This window comes from Erythrobacter litoralis (assembly GCF_029760855.1).
Classification (GTDB): domain Bacteria; phylum Pseudomonadota; class Alphaproteobacteria; order Sphingomonadales; family Sphingomonadaceae; genus Qipengyuania; species Qipengyuania litoralis_A.
Map to the genome: position 1 here is coordinate 50,943 of NZ_SOSI01000004.1, position 16,731 is coordinate 67,673.

Annotated in this window: 13 protein-coding genes; 9 read left to right on the plus strand and 4 right to left on the minus strand. The window is 63.6% G+C overall.

The features are described 5' to 3' along the window. Positions 1-136 precede the first annotated feature (136 nt). Positions 137-1,570 (plus strand): MATE family efflux transporter, encoded by a 1,434-nt coding sequence (locus E3U23_RS08635; RefSeq protein WP_279350843.1) that lies wholly within the window; start codon positions 137-139, stop codon positions 1,568-1,570. Here E3U23_RS08635 and E3U23_RS08640 read toward each other — a convergent pair. Beyond that, positions 1,551-2,384 (minus strand): mechanosensitive ion channel family protein, encoded by an 834-nt coding sequence (locus E3U23_RS08640; RefSeq protein ID WP_279350844.1) that lies wholly within the window; start codon positions 2,382-2,384, stop codon positions 1,551-1,553. The genes E3U23_RS08635 and E3U23_RS08640 overlap by 20 nt on opposite strands. A gap of 218 nt (positions 2,385-2,602) precedes the next feature. On the opposite strand from E3U23_RS08640, the gene groES reads away from it, so the two are divergent. Both groES and groL read left to right on the plus strand, forming a co-directional pair. Continuing rightward, complete coding sequence (groES, locus tag E3U23_RS08645) at positions 2,603-2,890, plus strand: co-chaperone GroES (RefSeq protein WP_279350845.1); 288 nt, start codon at positions 2,603-2,605, stop codon at positions 2,888-2,890. A 53-nt stretch (positions 2,891-2,943) separates the two neighbouring features. After that, a complete protein-coding gene (groL, locus tag E3U23_RS08650) occupies positions 2,944-4,599 on the plus strand; it encodes a chaperonin GroEL (protein ID WP_279350846.1) in 1,656 nt (551 codons plus the stop codon). 73 nt (positions 4,600-4,672) lie between these two features. On the opposite strand, the gene E3U23_RS08655 is transcribed toward groL, so the two are convergent. Next, complete coding sequence (locus E3U23_RS08655; RefSeq protein WP_279350847.1) at positions 4,673-5,416, minus strand: N-formylglutamate amidohydrolase; 744 nt, start codon at positions 5,414-5,416, stop codon at positions 4,673-4,675. 54 nt (positions 5,417-5,470) lie between these two features. Here E3U23_RS08655 and E3U23_RS08660 point away from each other — a divergent pair, with 54 nt between their 5' ends. Together E3U23_RS08660 and E3U23_RS08665 are read left to right on the plus strand one after the other, a co-directional pair. Then, complete coding sequence (locus E3U23_RS08660; RefSeq protein WP_279350848.1) at positions 5,471-6,388, plus strand: transglutaminase family protein; 918 nt, start codon at positions 5,471-5,473, stop codon at positions 6,386-6,388. Then, entirely contained in the window at positions 6,382-7,242 is an 861-nt protein-coding gene (locus E3U23_RS08665; RefSeq protein ID WP_279350849.1) for a transglutaminase-like domain-containing protein, read from the plus strand. The genes E3U23_RS08660 and E3U23_RS08665 overlap by 7 nt, the downstream gene beginning before the upstream one ends. Here the strand turns inward: E3U23_RS08665 and E3U23_RS08670 are convergent. Further along, positions 7,239-8,216: an endonuclease/exonuclease/phosphatase family protein gene (locus tag E3U23_RS08670; protein WP_279350851.1), complete on the minus strand. Its 978-nt coding sequence runs from the start codon at positions 8,214-8,216 to the stop codon at positions 7,239-7,241. The genes E3U23_RS08665 and E3U23_RS08670 overlap by 4 nt on opposite strands. 38 nt (positions 8,217-8,254) lie before the next feature. After that, complete coding sequence (locus E3U23_RS08675) at positions 8,255-10,501, minus strand: DUF305 domain-containing protein (RefSeq protein WP_279350852.1); 2,247 nt, start codon at positions 10,499-10,501, stop codon at positions 8,255-8,257. Between the two features lie 172 nt (positions 10,502-10,673). Between E3U23_RS08675 and E3U23_RS08680 the strand changes: the two genes are divergently transcribed. The 4 genes from E3U23_RS08680 (at position 10,674) to E3U23_RS08695 (ending at position 16,707) form a co-directional block, all read left to right on the plus strand. After that, positions 10,674-11,459: an enoyl-CoA hydratase-related protein gene (locus E3U23_RS08680; RefSeq protein WP_279350853.1), complete on the plus strand. Its 786-nt coding sequence runs from the start codon at positions 10,674-10,676 to the stop codon at positions 11,457-11,459. Positions 11,460-11,533: 74 nt separating this feature from the next. After that, positions 11,534-14,068, plus strand: a complete 2,535-nt coding sequence (locus E3U23_RS08685; RefSeq protein WP_279350854.1) for a glycoside hydrolase family 3 protein — start codon at positions 11,534-11,536, stop codon at positions 14,066-14,068. A gap of 4 nt (positions 14,069-14,072) precedes the next feature. Further along, positions 14,073-15,077: a cupin-like domain-containing protein gene (locus E3U23_RS08690; RefSeq protein WP_279350855.1), complete on the plus strand. Its 1,005-nt coding sequence runs from the start codon at positions 14,073-14,075 to the stop codon at positions 15,075-15,077. Between the two features lie 19 nt (positions 15,078-15,096). Beyond that, entirely contained in the window at positions 15,097-16,707 is a 1,611-nt protein-coding gene (locus E3U23_RS08695; protein ID WP_279350856.1) for a cellulase family glycosylhydrolase, read from the plus strand. Positions 16,708-16,731 lie beyond the last annotated feature (24 nt).

The following is a 16,731-nucleotide window of genomic DNA, read 5'->3' on the forward strand; positions in this document are numbered from 1 at the left end:
TTCCGCAACGGTAAACTTTTGATTTTCCACCTTTTGACATTTTGTCGCATCGATCCAACAGCATGTGGATCGCTTTTGCACGAGCCTAAGCGATACCTTACTGCGCCCCAGCAAACCCGCTATCCGGGCCGGCTTTATGCCTGATTCGCACCCCTCCCCGTCCCTGCCGATCGACCGCCGCGGATGGCGCGGCGAACTCGGAGCGATGCTGCGGCTGAGCTGGCCGCTGGCGGCGGCGAACCTGTTGCAGATGCTCACCTATGCGGTCGACGTGATCTTCATCGCACGGCTCGGGGAGGAACCCCTTGCCGCATCGGCGCTTACGGTCGCCCTGTTCGGGCTGGTGCTGTGGGCCTTGAGTGGCCTGACTGCCGCGGTCGCTCCGGTGATAGCGGCGGAGCTCGGTGCGCGGGCGCCCGCGCTACGCCCCGTGCGCCGCGGTGTGCGCATGGCGCTGTGGCTCAGCGTCTTTTCCGGCGTGTTCGGCATGGGACTATGCCTTCTCCTCGATCCGCTTATGCGCGCAACGGGGCAGGCACCAGGCATTCGCAGCCTTGCGAACGAGTACAATCTCGTCGTCATCTTTTCGCTCATTCCCATGTTGGCGAACAATGTTCTGCGCAGCTTCGTCTCCGCGCTCGATCGTCCGGTGGTCGCCACGCTGATCACGGCGGGCGGCATCGGGGTGAACGCGCTGGCGAACTACGCCTTCATCTTCGGCAATTTCGGTGCGCCGGAGATGGGCCTGCGCGGTGCGGGTATCGCCACGATTCTCACCGCACTCACAACCGTTGCCGCCTATGTCGCCGTGATCCGGTTCGATACGCGGCTCCATCGTTACCGCATCTTCGGGCGATGGTGGGCGCCCGACTGGCATCGCTTCATGGAAATCTTGCGCATCGGCACGCCCATAGCGCTGACGATCACGGCGGAAGCGGGCATATTCGGAGCGGCGGCGTTCCTGATGGGCAATATCGGCGCAAGCCAGCTCGCCGCGCATACCGTCGCGCTCCAGATTGCCGCTCTCGCCTTTCAGGTGCCGTTCGGCGTGGGTCAAGCCGCAACCATCCGGGTCGGCTATTTCTACGGCGCGCGCGACCGGGTCGGGATGGCCCGGGCGGGATGGAGCGCGATCGCGATCGGAACCGGCTTCATGGCGTTCACGGCGATCCTGATGCTTACGATCCCGCGATACCTGCTGGCGATCTATGTCGACCCGTGGGCCCCGTCCAATGCCGTGCTCGTCGGCTTCGCGCTGCAATACATCGTGGTCGCTGCCGCGTTCCAATTGGTTGACGGCGTGCAGGCGGTGACGGCGGGCGCGCTGCGCGGATTGCAGGATACGCGCATTCCGATGTGGATCGCCGCCTTCTCCTATTGGGTGCCGGGGATCGGCACGGCGCTCGTGCTCGGTTTCGCCAGCCCGCTCGAAGGGATCGGCGTGTGGATCGGCCTCGCCACGGGCCTGACCTTCGCGGCGGTCCTCCTCGGCTGGCGCTGGGCACGTCGCGAGCGCTTGGACCTGACCGTGAGAGAGGACATCGTCCCGCTCAGGCCGAGCGCTGCGTGACCTCGCGCTGCGGGAAGGGGATGGTGATGCCGACATCGTCGAAGCGGGCCTTGGCCTTCTCCGTCAGGTCCCACGACAGCGCGAGATAATCGCCGGTCGCGCACCAGCAGCGAAGTCCGATGCCGACCGAACTGTCGTCGAGCGAACTGACGAAGGCCTGCGGGGCGGGATCGTCCAGCACGCGCTCATCCGCCGCAGCCAGCGCCAGCAATTCCTCGCGCGCCTGAGCCATGCTGTCATCGTAGCCGATGCCGACGATCAGTTCGAACCGGCGGGTCGGATGGCGATTGAGATTGACGATCGCCTGGTTCCACAATTCGGAATTGGGCACCATCACGAACAAACCGTCGAACTGCTTCAGTTCGGTGGTGAACAGGCCGATCTGCTGCACCGTCCCCGTGATCGATCCGGCCGTAATGCCCTCGCCGATACGGAACGGACGCTGCACCAGGATCATCACGCCCGAAGCGACATTGCTCAACGTGCCCTGCAGGGCGAGCCCGACCGCCAGTGCCAGCCCGCCGAGCGCGGCCAGAATACTTGTCGTCTGCACCCCGAACTGCGCCAGCACAGTGACGATGACCAGCGCCCACAGCGAATATTTTACCAGGTTGGAGAGGAAGGTGCTGACCGTCGGATCGAACTTCGGATGGCGGGTCAATGCCCGGTCGACCAGACCCGAAACGATCTTCGCCACCAGCAGCCCGATAATTAGCACGGCGAAAGCGCCAGCGATCTCGACGATGTTGTTCTTCACCCATAACAGGGCCTGTTCGGGTATCGATAGGTTGGCGAAGGTGTTGCCGCTTGCCATAGAGCGCTGATCCTCGTGGTACGAATGGCGGATTTCGGCGGCTCTTAGCGGTTCGAACCCAGTCTGGCCACCCTCGCGCACGCTTCGAGGAACACCGACAATTTTTTCGCATCGCCCCCGTTGACTCGGCATTGCCGCATTCACATATGCGCCGCGCTGGCACTCTCGATCGGGAGTGCCAAGTTCATCATTCACACCTTATTCGAAGAGGTTCAAACATGGCATTTCGTCCGCTGCACGACCGCGTGCTGGTCCGTCGCATCGAAGCCGAGGAAAAGACCGCCGGCGGGATCATCATCCCCGACAGCGCCAAGGAAAAGCCGAGCGAAGGCGAAATCGTCGCCGTCGGTTCGGGCGCGCGTTCGGAAGACGGCAAGGTCACCCCGATGGATGTCAAAGAGGGCGACCGCGTCCTGTTCGGCAAATGGTCGGGCACCGAAGTCAAGGTCGACGGAGAAGACCTGCTCATCATGAAGGAAAGCGACATCATGGGTGTGATCGGCTGAGCCGACACCTCTGACGCTTTCCCAGTTACAGTTACATTCCAGGAGAAACACCAATGGCAGCCAAGGACGTAAAGTTCAGCCGCGACGCGCGCGAAGGCATTCAGCGCGGCGTCGACACCCTCGCCAACGCCGTGAAGGTCACGCTGGGCCCGAAGGGCCGCAACGTCGTGATCGACAAGAGCTTCGGCGCCCCGCGCATCACTAAGGACGGCGTCACCGTCGCCAAGGAAATCGAACTCAAGGACAAGTTCGAGAACATGGGCGCGCAGATGCTCAAGGAAGTTGCCTCCAAGTCGAACGACGCGGCGGGTGACGGCACCACCACCGCCACCGTGCTCGCCCAGTCGATCGTGACCGAGGGCATGAAGTCGGTCGCGGCCGGCATGAACCCGATGGACCTGAAGCGCGGCATCGACCTCGCGGTCGATAAGGTCGTAGCCGATCTCAAGAACCGTTCGAAGGACGTGTCGGGCTCGGGCGAAATCGCTCAGGTCGGCATCATCTCCGCCAATGGCGACCGTGAAGTCGGCGAAAAGATCGCCGAAGCCATGGACAAGGTCGGCAAGGAAGGCGTGATCACCGTCGACGAGAGCAAGGGCCTCGAATTCGAGCTCGAAACCGTCGAAGGCATGCAGTTCGATCGCGGCTACCTCTCGCCGTACTTCATCACCAACCCGGACAAGATGACGGTCGAACTCGAAAATCCGTACATCCTGATCCACGAGAAGAAGCTGTCGAACCTCCAGTCGATGCTTCCCGTGCTCGAAGCTGCGGTCCAATCGGGCCGTCCGCTGCTGATCATCGCAGAAGACATCGAAGGCGAAGCGCTGGCCACCCTCGTGGTCAACAAGCTGCGCGGCGGCCTCAAGGTCGCAGCGGTCAAGGCTCCGGGCTTCGGCGATCGCCGCAAGGCGATGCTGCAGGATATCGCGATCCTGACCAAGGGCGAGATGATCTCTGAAGATCTCGGCATCAAGCTCGAAAACGTTACGCTCGGCATGCTCGGCGAAGCCAAGCGCGTCACCATCGACAAGGACAACACCACGATCGTCGACGGTGCCGGTGATGAGGGCGACATCAAGGCCCGCGTTTCGGAAATCCGCACGCAGATCGACAACACCTCCAGCGATTACGACCGCGAGAAACTGCAAGAGCGTCTTGCCAAGCTTGCCGGCGGCGTTGCCGTGATCAAGGTCGGCGGTGCTACCGAAGTCGAAGTGAAGGAGCGCAAGGACCGTGTCGACGATGCGCTGCACGCGACCCGCGCTGCGGTGGAAGAAGGCATCGTTCCGGGCGGCGGTACCGCGCTGCTCTATGCCTCGAAGGCCCTCCAGGGTCTTTCCGGGGAAAACGACGACCAGACCCGCGGCATCGACATCGTCCGCCGTGCGCTGACCGCTCCGGTTCGCCAGATCGCCAGCAATGCCGGCCATGACGGCGCAGTCGTTTCGGGCAAGCTGTTCGACGGCAACGATGAAAACCTCGGCTTCAACGCGGCGACCGACACGTACGAAAACCTCGTACAGGCCGGCGTGATCGACCCGACCAAGGTCGTGCGTACCGCGCTGCAGAACGCCGCTTCGGTTGCCGGCCTCTTGATCACCACGGAAGCTGCCGTGGTCGACAAGCCGGAAGACAAGTCGAATGGCGGCGGTGCCGGCATGCCCGATATGGGCGGCATGGGCGGAATGGGCGGCATGGGCTTCTAAGCCTCACCCGTTCCTCTGCGAACAATAAGAAGCCCGGCGGGAGCGATCCTGCCGGGCTTTTTCGTATCTTTGGTCAGTCCGTAAGCGCAGCGGCGAGAAGATCGGCTATTCGCCTCACCCCGGCCTCGTCTGCCAGACAGTCCTGCCGGACCTCGATCTCGATATAGGGCAGATCGCGCGGATAGGCGTGGCGCGGCACGGTGTAGTCGGTTTCGTCCATGTCGTACGGTTCGTTGTCGCCGACGTGCAGGCCTTCGACGTCGCGCAATCTCTCCAGAACCTTCAGCGCCAGCGCATCCTCGCGCCCGTCATGCAGAATGCCGATTTCCCACGGCCGGTCCCCGCCGTTCATGCTGGGTGTGAAGCTGTGCAGGGAGATCAGCGCGGTGCTCGCACCGTAGAAACGCCGCGCTTCCAGTGCCTGCTCGATCGCTAGGTGATAGGGTTCGAAGATCTCATCGAGCCGCTGTTGCCGCGCCCCGTCCGACAGATCGGTATTGGCGGGGACCTTGGTCCCATCACTCTCGGCTGCGGCCCAGCTAGGGTCGTCGGGATGGCGGTTGCAGTCGCACACCAGCCGCGAGAAATGCTGCGCGAGGAACGGCGCCTGCAAACGCTCGCCAAGGACCAGCCCGAGCTCCCGCGCGCCGAGATCGACTGCGATGTGCCGCCCCCGGTCTTCCTCGCTCAAACCCATATCGCCAAGCGACGCCGGGATCGCCCGCCCGGCGTGATCGCCGATCAGCAGGAACGGGCTGCGGGTGATCTCGATACCGTTGGTGCGGACCGGATCGCCGTCTTGTTCGTTAAGCAGCATGTGATTTCGTCCAAATAACTGAAAAGGGTCGCTCGCGCGCCGCAGCGCACCGTCATGCCCACCGTATCGATCAACCATGTCACCCGCTACCGCTATCGCCGCGACGTGGCGTTCGGCGAACATCGCATCCTCGTGCGTCCGCGCGAAAGCTACGACCAGCGCGTGCTGGAAGCGTCGCTGGAAATAACGCCCGAACCGCTCGCCCTGCGTTGGCTGCAGGATGTCTTCGGCAACGCCGTCGCCGTCGCCACCTTCGATGAGCGCGCGGACGAACTGGAAGTGCGCGGCACGGCGGAGGTCGAACATCTGCCGCTGGCGGAAGAGGATATCGCGGTCGAGGAGTACGCCGCAACCTATCCCTTCACCTATTCGGCGGAGGACATGCCCGACCTGTTGCGGTCGATCGAACGGGAATACGCCGATAGCGGCCGCACGATCGATGCCTGGGCGCGTGGGTTCGTAGGCGAAGGGCAGACCGGCACGCTCGACCTGCTGCGCCGCATGACGCAGACGATCCATACCGAGTTCGAGTACGAACCCCGTTACGACAAGGGCATTCAGGACCCGCTCGATACCCTCGCGCTGAAGAAGGGCACCTGCCGCGATTACGCGGTCCTAATGATGGACGCGGTAAGGGCGCTGGGTTTCGCGGCTCGCTTCGTTTCGGGCTATCTCTATCAACCGGACAATGAGCGCGCGCGGATCGGCGGGCATTCGACCCATGCCTGGCTGCGCGTGTTCCTTCCGGGCTCGGGCTGGATCGAGTTCGACCCTACCAATGGTATCGTCGGCAATCGCGGGCTGATCCGCGTCGCCGTCGCACGCGATCCCGTGCAGGCCATCCCCCTATCCGGCACGTGGGTCGGCATGAAAGGCAGCCACATCGATATGGAAGTCGACGTACGCATCAAGCAGCTCGATCTCAGCACCAGCCACCCCCCGCAGCCGGCAAAGGAACCCGCATCATGCTGATCCGCACCGGATACGATTTGCGCTTCGAATGCGACGTGCCCGTCCCCATGCTGGCGCTGCTCAATGTCAGGCCGGAGCGGCAAAGCGACTTGCGCACGCCTGAAATGCTGAAGACCGATCCGCCGATCCCGGTGCATCAATATATCGACCATTTCGGTAACGTTTGCAGCCGCTTCGTCGTGCCCGAAGGCGGCGTCACCCTGTCGGCGGATTTCGTGATCGAGGACAGCGGCGAACCCGATCCGGTGGCGGAGGATGCCGCGCAGGTACCGATCGAGGACCTGCCCGACGACGTCATGCAGTTCCTTCTCAACTCCCGCTATTGCGAGGTCAGCAAGCTGATCGACCAGGCTTGGAATGTCGCGAAGGATCATCCGCCCGGCTGGGCGCGGGTACAGGCGCTGGTCACTGCCGCGCATGAACGGATCGAGTTCGATTACATGAAGGCGAGCACCGAGCACAGTGCGGCCTCGGTCTTCGATCAGCGCTTCGGCGTATGTCGCGACTTTGCGCATCTCGCGATTACGTTATGCCGCGCGGCGAACATTCCGGCGCGCTACTGCACCGGCTATCTCGGCGATCTCGGAATCGAACCGGTGGACTATCCGATGGATTTCTCCGCTTGGTTCGAAGCGTATCTGGGCGGGAAATGGTATACCTTCGACGCGCGCCACAATACGCCGCGGATCGGCCGGATAGTGATGGCACGCGGGCGGGATGCGACCGATGCGGCGCTCACCACGCAATTCGGCGCGGCGACGCTCGCAAAGTTCCACGTCCATACCGACGAGGTGGCGGACACCGACCTTTCGCGTCCGCCGGAAGAAACCGCCCTGCCACAGTCGGCCCGTTAGGACGCGGGCGTGTCCACGCACACGGTCGCAATCAGCGGCAAGTGATCGGAGCCGACATCCGGCCCGCGTTCGAATTTCGAAACGTGGACGCCGCTGCGGACCAGCAATTGGTCGAGCGGCCAGCCTGCCAGCGTGTACGGCACCGGAAACGTCGCGAAAGTCCCCCGGCCCGCCCGCGGATCCAGGAAGTCGCCTTCCTCGCGGAAGCGAGTGGTCGTGCGCGACCATGGAACGTCGTTGAAGTCCCCGATCACCAGCACGTTCTCCAGCCCGTCCGGTGTGCGCGAACCTGCGCGGGCGATGTTCTCATCGCGGCTCTCGCTGCTCTCTCCGGGGCGCGGCGGGCGCGGGTGCAGGCCAACCAGTTCGAACCGTGCATCGTTCGGCATGCGTAGGGTGGCGTAAAGCGTCGGCGTATTCGCGCTGGTATTGGCGACCATGCTCGCATTCTCCACGGCAAGGCGGGTAGCGAAGATCTTTCCGTAGCGATTCTCAAGCGGCATCGTCCGCATGTTCGGATAGCGCGCCAGTTCCGGCTGCAGCGCCGTCAGCCAGTCCCGATTGGTCTCGGTCAGGAACAGGATGTCGGGATCGACGTCGCGGATCAGCGCCGCGGTCCGGTCGTATTGGTCGTTCGCCTGCTTCACGTTGAACGACAGGACCCGAACGCAAGCTTCCTCTTCCGCCGGAGTTAGCGCGAGCGTCGTGGGCGCGAACAGGGAATAGGGCCAGATGCGAACGAAATTCACCAGCGCCGCAGTGCCGAACAGGCCGATCGCCAGCCACTTCCCCCGCCCCGCAAAGAACAGTGCCAGCACGCCGAGCAGCGCCGCGAGATAAATCGATGGTTCGCGCACGAAATCGAGCACACGCACGAGCCCGCGGTTGGTCGGCCATAACGATACCAGCGCGAGCGCCGTCATAACGAGGCCGAGCGCGACGAACGCCCAGCCTCTCCACCCGAATGTCTTCATCTGCGGCCCCCTTTTCGCAAGGCCGCGGATGTGCAGCCTTAGCCGCCCTTGCGGCTCGCCTCCGCCGCGTCAACCGCAGCTTGCGGCCAGGTTACCTGCGTCTGGGTCTGCGGGTTCAGCACGTCGCCCGGATATTGGGCCTGTTTGGCAGCCTCGATTTCCTCGGCGGTAAGGAACTCGCTCGGCTCCAGTGCGAAAACGTCGAGCCCACGGCTGATCTCGGTCGCGTAGATATGGCCGTTATACCAGTAGGCCGACCAGTAGCCGCCGGTCACGAGTTGGTCCTCATCCACCGGGCCGCGGTCGAAATAGGCGATTTCGACCGGGTTCTTCGCATCGGTAAAATCGATCACCGAAATGCCGCCCTGATACCACGCCTGCACGAAGATATCGCGGCCCGGCACCGGGATGATCGAGCCGTTATGCGCGACGCAATTCTCCTTGTCCGTCTGCGGCGCGGGCATCTTGTAGAGGCTGGCATAATCGAGTTTGCCGTCCTTCAGTTCGTAGATCGCGTCCGCGCCCCAATCCATCGGATCGCCGGCTTGGCACCGCGGTCTTCCGCCGCCGCCCCACTCGTCGGTGAAGAGCACTTTCGTGCCGTCATTGTTGAACGTGGCGGAATGCCAGTAGGCAAAACCGGTTTCGGTTACGTCATCGATCCGCGTCGGGTTGAGCGGATCGGAAATGTCGAGAATGATACCGTTCCCCGAACATGCACCGGCGGCAATGTTCTTCGCGGGGAAGACGGTGATGTCGTGGCAGTGATCGGTGATACGGGTGTCCTGCGTACCCTCGCCGTGGTCTCCGCCGAGCCAGAGCCCCGCAATCCGTTCGTCTTCGGCAAATACGCGGGCCGACGAAGTGATCCGCGAAGCGCCGGGATTGGCAACCGGCACCTCGATCACGTCGATGCTGAACAGCGCGGTGTTGTCGCCGCCTGTTTCGAAGCAGCCCGCAAGCTCCTCGTTCGGGCGGACATAGGACGTACCCGAATTATAGACGACGACCCGGTCCGCATCCGCGCTTACGATCGAGTGCGTGTGGCTGCCCCGGCATGTCTGCACCTGACCAACCTGAACCGGGCGCGCGATATCGGAAATATCGAAGATGCGAAGTCCGCGGAACCGTTCGTCGCTGACCCGCTCTGCCACTCCGCCAAGGCCGCAATCGACCCGGGCACGGCTGTCCTGCACGCTCATGAAGAGAAGATTGCCGACGATCGAAACATCGCCCTGCCCGCCCGGACAGACGACGGAGCTGACAAGCGAGGGCATACCGTCTTCGCCGAGACGATAGGCATTGAAGCCATGGTAATTGCCCGCCACCATCATATCGCCGGAAAATGCCATGTCCGTATTGGCAAAGCTGAGGAGCGACGAGCGCTGGCCGAACCGATCCTGATCGTCCTCATCACCTTCCGGCTCGGTCGAACCTTCGGCATCGACGCGCTCGCCGTCCGCGGCAGCATCTTCGCCCGCATCCTTATTCTCGAGTGCCGGCTGCAATTGCGCGGGGTTCTGGGGGTCGAAGAAACCGGTCGGCTTCGGCAGCGCCGCAATGAGGCGCATATTGCTGATCGCCTCGCCTGCATCGCGGAAGCCTGCCGCCAAACCGACGCGCGGATCGCCGGAAAGCCCGGCCAACAGCACGTTCATCCGTTCGATCTCGGTTTCCTGATCGTTTACGATATCGTTGGTGAACTCGAACATGACCGGATCGTAGGCGCTGCCCGGTTGACGATGGAGATCCTGAACCATTTCGATCGCGCCCTGATGATGGCGGATCATCAGATTGAGGAACATGCGGTCGAATTCGGCACCGTCGGCATCGGCCAGTGCAGCCATCTGTTCGGGGCTCGCCATGCCCATCATGTCCATGTGCTCGGCATGGTTCATGCCCGCATGGTGCTGCATGCCGCCCATGCCCTGCATCGCAATCGGCTCACCCCGGCTCTCGAGCCACTCGGTCATGAACGCGATCTCGTCGGCCTGCGAACCATCGATCCGGTCCGCGATCGCACGGATCTGTTCGTTGCTGGTTCGCTGATCGACCAGCGCCGCCATCTCAACCGCCTGGCCATGATGGACGATCATGCCCTGCATGAACGAGACGTCGGCCGGCGAGTACCGCGTATCTGACAGGGCAATCGCTTCGTCCGCGCCGATCACCTTGGATTGCGCACCGGGCGCCCCCGGCAGAACGATGGACGCTTCCTGTGCCAGGGCCGGAACCGATGCGGATAGAAGGAGGCTGCAAGCGAGCGCACGAAGCGGATGTGTCATGATGTCGATCCCCGAATAATTTCGTGTCATAGCAAGGCCCGCAGAGGCGGCGGGTCAAGGGAATTCTCTACGAACGGCCGTCATTGTCGCACCAAGGAGGCTACTTCGCTTGCAATCGGCCACCATTCCCGATTTCACTGCAGAAGCAGCCAATTCGTCGAAGGATCACGAGATGAGCGAATTCGAAACTATCAAAGCCTCGCGCGATAACGCCGTTCTCACGGTTACGCTGAACCGTCCCGAGCGGCTTAATGCCTGCCCGCCGCAAATGGCCGAGGAACTGTTCGCCGCCGTCACCGATCTCGGCGATGCGCGGGCCGTTCTCCTGAAGGGCGAAGGGCGCGCGTTCTGCTCGGGTGCCGATCTCGCGAGCAATGCGCGAAGCACGCAAACCGGCGGCGAACGCGCGAAAGCCTCGCTCAGCCGGTACTACAACCCACTGATACAGGCGTTGACAAACCTTCCGGTTCCTGTGGTCGCGCAAGTCCAGGGGCCGGCGGCGGGCGTGGGCTGTTCGATTGCGCTAACGGCGGACTTCGTCATCGCCGGAAAGAGCGGCTACTTTCTTCAGGCCTTCGTCAATATCGGGCTTGTTCCCGATGGCGGATCGAGCTGGATGCTGCCGCGCCTCATCGGCAGCGCGCAGGCGGCACGGATGATGATGCTGGGCGAGAAGGTTCATGCGGAAGAGGCCGAGCGGATCGGTCTGATCTATCGCTGCGTCGAGGACGACGCACTCGAAAGCGATGCACGCGCCTTGGCCGAACGGCTGGCGAACGGCCCTACGGTCGCGCTCGGCGCAATGAAGCAGGTCATGCGGCAGGGTCTGCAAGCCGACCTTGCGACCACGCTGTCCGCAGAAGCCGAAGCGCAGCGGCAGGCCGGCAATACCCAGGATGCTGCGGAGGGTGCCATGGCCTTTCTTCAGAAACGCAAAGCCGAATTCAAAGGCGCCTGACCACCAGCCCATTGATTTTATGTTAGCGCTCTCATACGAGATCCCGAAAGAGCGGGATCCGCCGGGAGGATTGCATGGGGAATATCAGTCGTACGTTCTGTCTGCTCGCGTCGAGCGTTTCGCTCGCCGCGTGCGCCACCATGGCGCAGGACGATATGGCCACGTCCGTACCGGCCGCGGATGCGCCCGATGCCGCGACGCAAGCGAATGGCGTCGCCAATCCGGAAATCTGGCCATCCTACGATTACCCGGTGCCGGTAGTGCCTGCACAGGAACAGCGCATCGCCGACATTATCTCGCGCATGACGCTGGAAGAGAAGATCGGCCAAGTCGTGCAAGCCGATCTGTGCTGCGTCACGCCGGAAGACGTTAAGACCTACAATCTCGGTTCAATCCTGGTGGGCGGCAATTCCGGCCCGTATGGCGACGATTTCGCTCCCGCCCCGCAGTGGTTGAAAGCGGCGGATGAGTTCTACGAAGCCTCGATCGACAAGAGCGACGGCGGCGTGGGCGTGCCCGTGGTCTGGGGGACGGACGCGGTTCACGGGCACTCGAACATCATCGGGGCGACGCTCTTCCCACACAATATCGGGCTCGGCGCGATGCGCGATCCCGCGCTGATCGAGAAGATCGCGCAGGCGACCGCCAAGGAAATCCGCGTCACGGGGCAGGAGTGGACCTTCGCGCCCACCGTCGCCGTGCCGCAGGATTTCCGCTGGGGCCGCGCCTATGAAGGTTATTCCTCCAACCCGCAGCTGGTTGCCTCCTATGTCGGCGCGATGGTGCGCGGACTGCAGGGTCCTCCGACAAACACCAACCTTCTGGCTGGCCCCTATGTGATCGCCTCGACCAAGCACTTCCTTGCCGATGGCGGCACGGATCGCGGCGTCGATCAGGGCGATGCCTCGATCAGCGAAGCGGAGCTGCGCAACATTCACGGCGCACCCTACGGCCCCGCGATCGCAGAAGGCGTGGCCACGGTGATGGCGAGTTTCTCCAGCTGGCAAGGCGTGAAGATGACGGGCAATGAAAGCCTGCTTACCGGGGTCCTGAAAGACCGGATGGATTTTGGCGGCTTCGTCGTTTCCGACTGGAATGCCCACGGGCAGGTCGAAGGCTGCACCAATGAAAGCTGTCCCAAGGCTATCGAGGCTGGGATCGACATGTACATGGCGCCCGATACGTGGAAGGCGATCTACGACGACCTTTTGACCAAGGCGCGTGCCGGAACCGTCCCGATGGAACGGATCGACGACGCCGTCGCTCGTATCCTGCGGGTGAAGATGCGGCTCGGCCTGTTCGAGGCGGGTAAGCCTTCGACCCGGCCGCTGTCGGGGCAATACGAGCTGCTCGGCGCGCCTGAGCATCGCGCGGTTGCGCGCGAGGCGGTGCGCAAGTCGCTGGTGCTGCTCAAGAACCAGGGCGTCCTCCCGATCGCGCCGGGCGGCCGCCTGCTCGTAGCGGGTGACGGCGCGGACGACATCGCGCGTCAGAGCGGCGGGTGGACGATCACATGGCAGGGTACAGGTCTCGAGAACGATCTCTTCCCCGGCGCGACTTCGATCTACAGCGGTCTTAAGCAGGCGGTCGAGGCGGGCGGCGGCACCGCCACCCTGTCGGCCGACGGCAGCTATATGCAAAAGCCCGATGCCGCCGTGGTGGTGTTCGGCGAAGAACCCTATGCCGAATTCCAGGGCGACCGCGCACAGCTGACGCTCGATCCGCAGCTTACCGCGCCGTACGAAACGATGGCGAAGCTGAAGGCGGAAGGCATTCCGGTCGTCGCGGTGATGATTACCGGCCGCCCGCTCTACGTGAACCCTGCCCTGAATACCGCCGATGCTTTTGTGGTCGCTTGGCTGCCGGGTAGCGAAGGAGGCGGCGTGGCCGATTTGCTGGTTGCCAGCGCCGACGGGAATGCCGCGTACGATTTCACCGGGAAGCTGCCCGCCGCCTGGCCCCGCACACCCGATATGAGCGACGGCGCGTTGTACGAGTACGGCTACGGCCTCAGCTACGCATCGGGCGCACAAAGTGCCTGGAGCGCCCTTCCCGAAGTCGACATGACCGAGGCGGAGGGCGACAGCCGCGTGTGGTTCCGCGCCGGTTCTCCGGCAGCGCGCTGGTCGCTGCTGGTGAAGGGTCCGGCCCAGGCCGACCAGACCCGCATCACCACCGTGCCCGCCGAGGCGCTAGGTGGCCGGGCGCGCGTGACGGCGGAGAACTACATCGTGCAGGAAGGCGCACGCCGCTTCGCCATTTCCGGCGGCGATGCCGAAGTGTCCCTCAGCAATCTGGAAGCGCAGGATATCGACCGCGAAACCAATGCCGACGTGCTGCTGCTGACGACGCTGAAGGTTTGGGACGCACCCGATACCGCGCAGCTCGGCGCGATCGGCCCGGACAGCCGCGGGTTCACGGCCATCGATATGCCGGTATCGGACGATTTCGTGACCTACGGTCTGCCGCTGAAGTGCTTGCGGAGCAAAGGTGCGGACGTCGCCAATCTGACCGAACCCTTCGTCATCCGCACCACCGGACAGGCGGACTATGCCATCGGCGAAGTTCGGTTGGGTACGGATGCCGACGTGACGCTGCCCTGCAATTGACGTCATGACGCCGGTCGCCCAAATCGACCCGGTCGATGCCGAAACCTTCGAGCGGGACATTCGCCCGCTTTACAGGCCGGTGGTCATGCGCGGTCTTGCGCAGGACTGGCCGGCGGTTTCGGCCGCGCGACAGGGGAGCGATGCGGCACTGCGCTATGTCGAAGAGTGCGACAGCCGCCAGCCGGCGGACATCATGCTCGCCCCTGCAGCGGAAAAGGGGCGGTTCTTCTACGCGCCCGATATGCGGGGGTTCAATTTCCGCCGCGAAAGGCTCGACCTAACGGGCCTTGCCGAACATTTGCGCAGGATCGCCCATCAAGACGATCCCATCGGCATCTATGCGGGCGCGGTCGATGCGCGCTCCCACCTCCCCGGTTTTGCCGAGGCCAATGCCCTGCCGCTGCTGGATACGGTCGAAGCGGTGCCGCGTATCTGGCTCGGGAATGCGAGCCAAGTCGCGACCCATTTCGACCTGTCGGACAATGTCGCGGTCTGCGTGCTCGGCACGCGCCGCTTCACCCTGTTCCCGCCCGAACAGACGGCGAACCTCTATGTCGGCCCGCTCAACGTGACGCTGGCGGGCCAGCCCGTCAGCATGGTCGATCCCCTCGCGCCGGATACGGATCGCTATCCCCGGTTCGAGGAGGCGGAAGCGCATGCCCAGACGGTCGAGTTGGAGCCGGGCGATGCGCTCTATATCCCGACGCTGTGGTGGCATCACGTCACGGCCACCGCGCCGGTCAACATGCTGATGAATTACTGGCACAATGATGCGACGCGCGGCGGCGGCTTCCTCGCGCTGATCCATGCCATGCTCGCGATCCGCGAACAGCCCGCCTACCAGCGCAAGGCGTGGCGCGCATGGTTCGACCATTTCGTGTTCGACGATGATGCGTCCGATGCCGCCGCGCATCTGCCCGATCACGCGAAAGGGGTGAACGGCCCCGCTACGCCCCAGCGCGAGGAGCAAATTCTGCGCTTCCTCGTGCAGGTCCTCACGTCACGATAAAACCGAAAGGGAGAGCCCGATGTACAAACAGATCCTTCTCGCCGCCGCTTTTGCTAGCGCTATCATTCCCCTGCCCGCCTTGGCGCAGCAGCCCGCGGAAGTCACCGCTCCGGCCACCCTGCCGGTCGGCACGTGCATCAATATGGGCAATTCGCTCGAGCTGGAAGACGAGGGGATGCACGGCACGAAAAGGATCGATGCGGCCGATTTCGAGCGCATCGCGGCAACGGGCTTCCAGACCATCCGCCTGCCGGTGCGCTGGGATACGCATAGCAGCAGCGAGGCGCCTTATACCATCGAACCGGCTTGGCTCGACCGGGTGACCGAGGTGGTCGACATGGCGCTGGCGTCCGGCCTCAACGTCATTCTCGACAGCCATCATTTCAATCCGATCCACGAAGATCCCGCTGGGGTCGCCCCGTGGCATGGCGGCGTGTGGCGGCAGGTCGCAGCCCGCTTCGCGGGCTATCCCGAAGACACACTGTGGTTCGAGCTGGAGAACGAACCGCATAACAAGTTCACCAATGACAATCTTCTCGAAACGCTCGCTCCGGCGCTTGCTGCCGTGCGTGAGACGAACCCGACGCGGCCGGTCATCTATGGCGGCGGAAACTGGAGCGGGGTGGATTCGCTCGCGACCCTGCCGCTGCCCGAAGACCCCAACGCCTATCCGACATTTCATTATTACGAACCCTTCGCTTTCACCCATCAGGGCGCATCGTGGGTCGAGCCCGAAGCTCCGCCGGTCGGTCGCAGCTACGGCGAAGCGGGCGATGCGGCGCAGCTCGCCGGCGATGTTGCCAAAGTCCGCGCCTACGCCGAACGGACGGGCAAATTGCCCTTCATGGGCGAGACGGGCGCGTATGAGGAACACGTGCCGCTCGCGCAGCGGGTCGCCTATGCAAAGGCGGTGCACGAGGCTTTTGCGCCGCTCGGTGTCGGCATCTGCACTTGGGCCTACACCAACACCTTCCCGTTCTACGACGCGCAGAAGGGCGAATGGCTCGCGGGCATGCGCGGCGCGCTCGGGCTTGCGGACGACACGACTGCCCCGCCCATGTCCACCGCTGGCCCAGCTCCGGCTTTCGATACGAGCAGGGAACCCAAAGCCCGGCGGCTGCCTTCCGAACTGGCAGCGTTCGACGACCAATTGCCTGGCTGGCTGGTCAACGATCCCTCGTCCTTGGAATGGACGAGCTACGGCCCCGCGCTGAAGCGATCGGTAAACGCGCAGGCGGAGGTTCCGAACGGCGGTGTCGCCTTGACGTTCGAGGTCACCCGCGCAGGCGATCCGTGGTCGGCAGGCGCGAACATCCCGCTGATCGCCGACATCGAAGAGGGTCGCCGATACACGATCGGTTTCTGGGCGCGGGCGGTGTCGAGCGAGGCACCGGATGGCAAGGGTATGGTACAGGTACGCTTCCAGCGCGACCGCGAACCTTATCCCGGATTCGGCGATACAACCGTATCGGTCGGCCCCGACTGGCAATTCCATGAAGTCAGCGCCGTTGCCGATGCCGATATCCCGCGCAAGGATGCCCTCGCCGTGATGCAATTCGGAAGCGCGGTGCAAACGCTCGAAATCGGGCAGGCTATCGTGGTTGCGGATGCCGCCTCCATCACGCAGTAGAAACAGAAACACGAGCATGGCTTG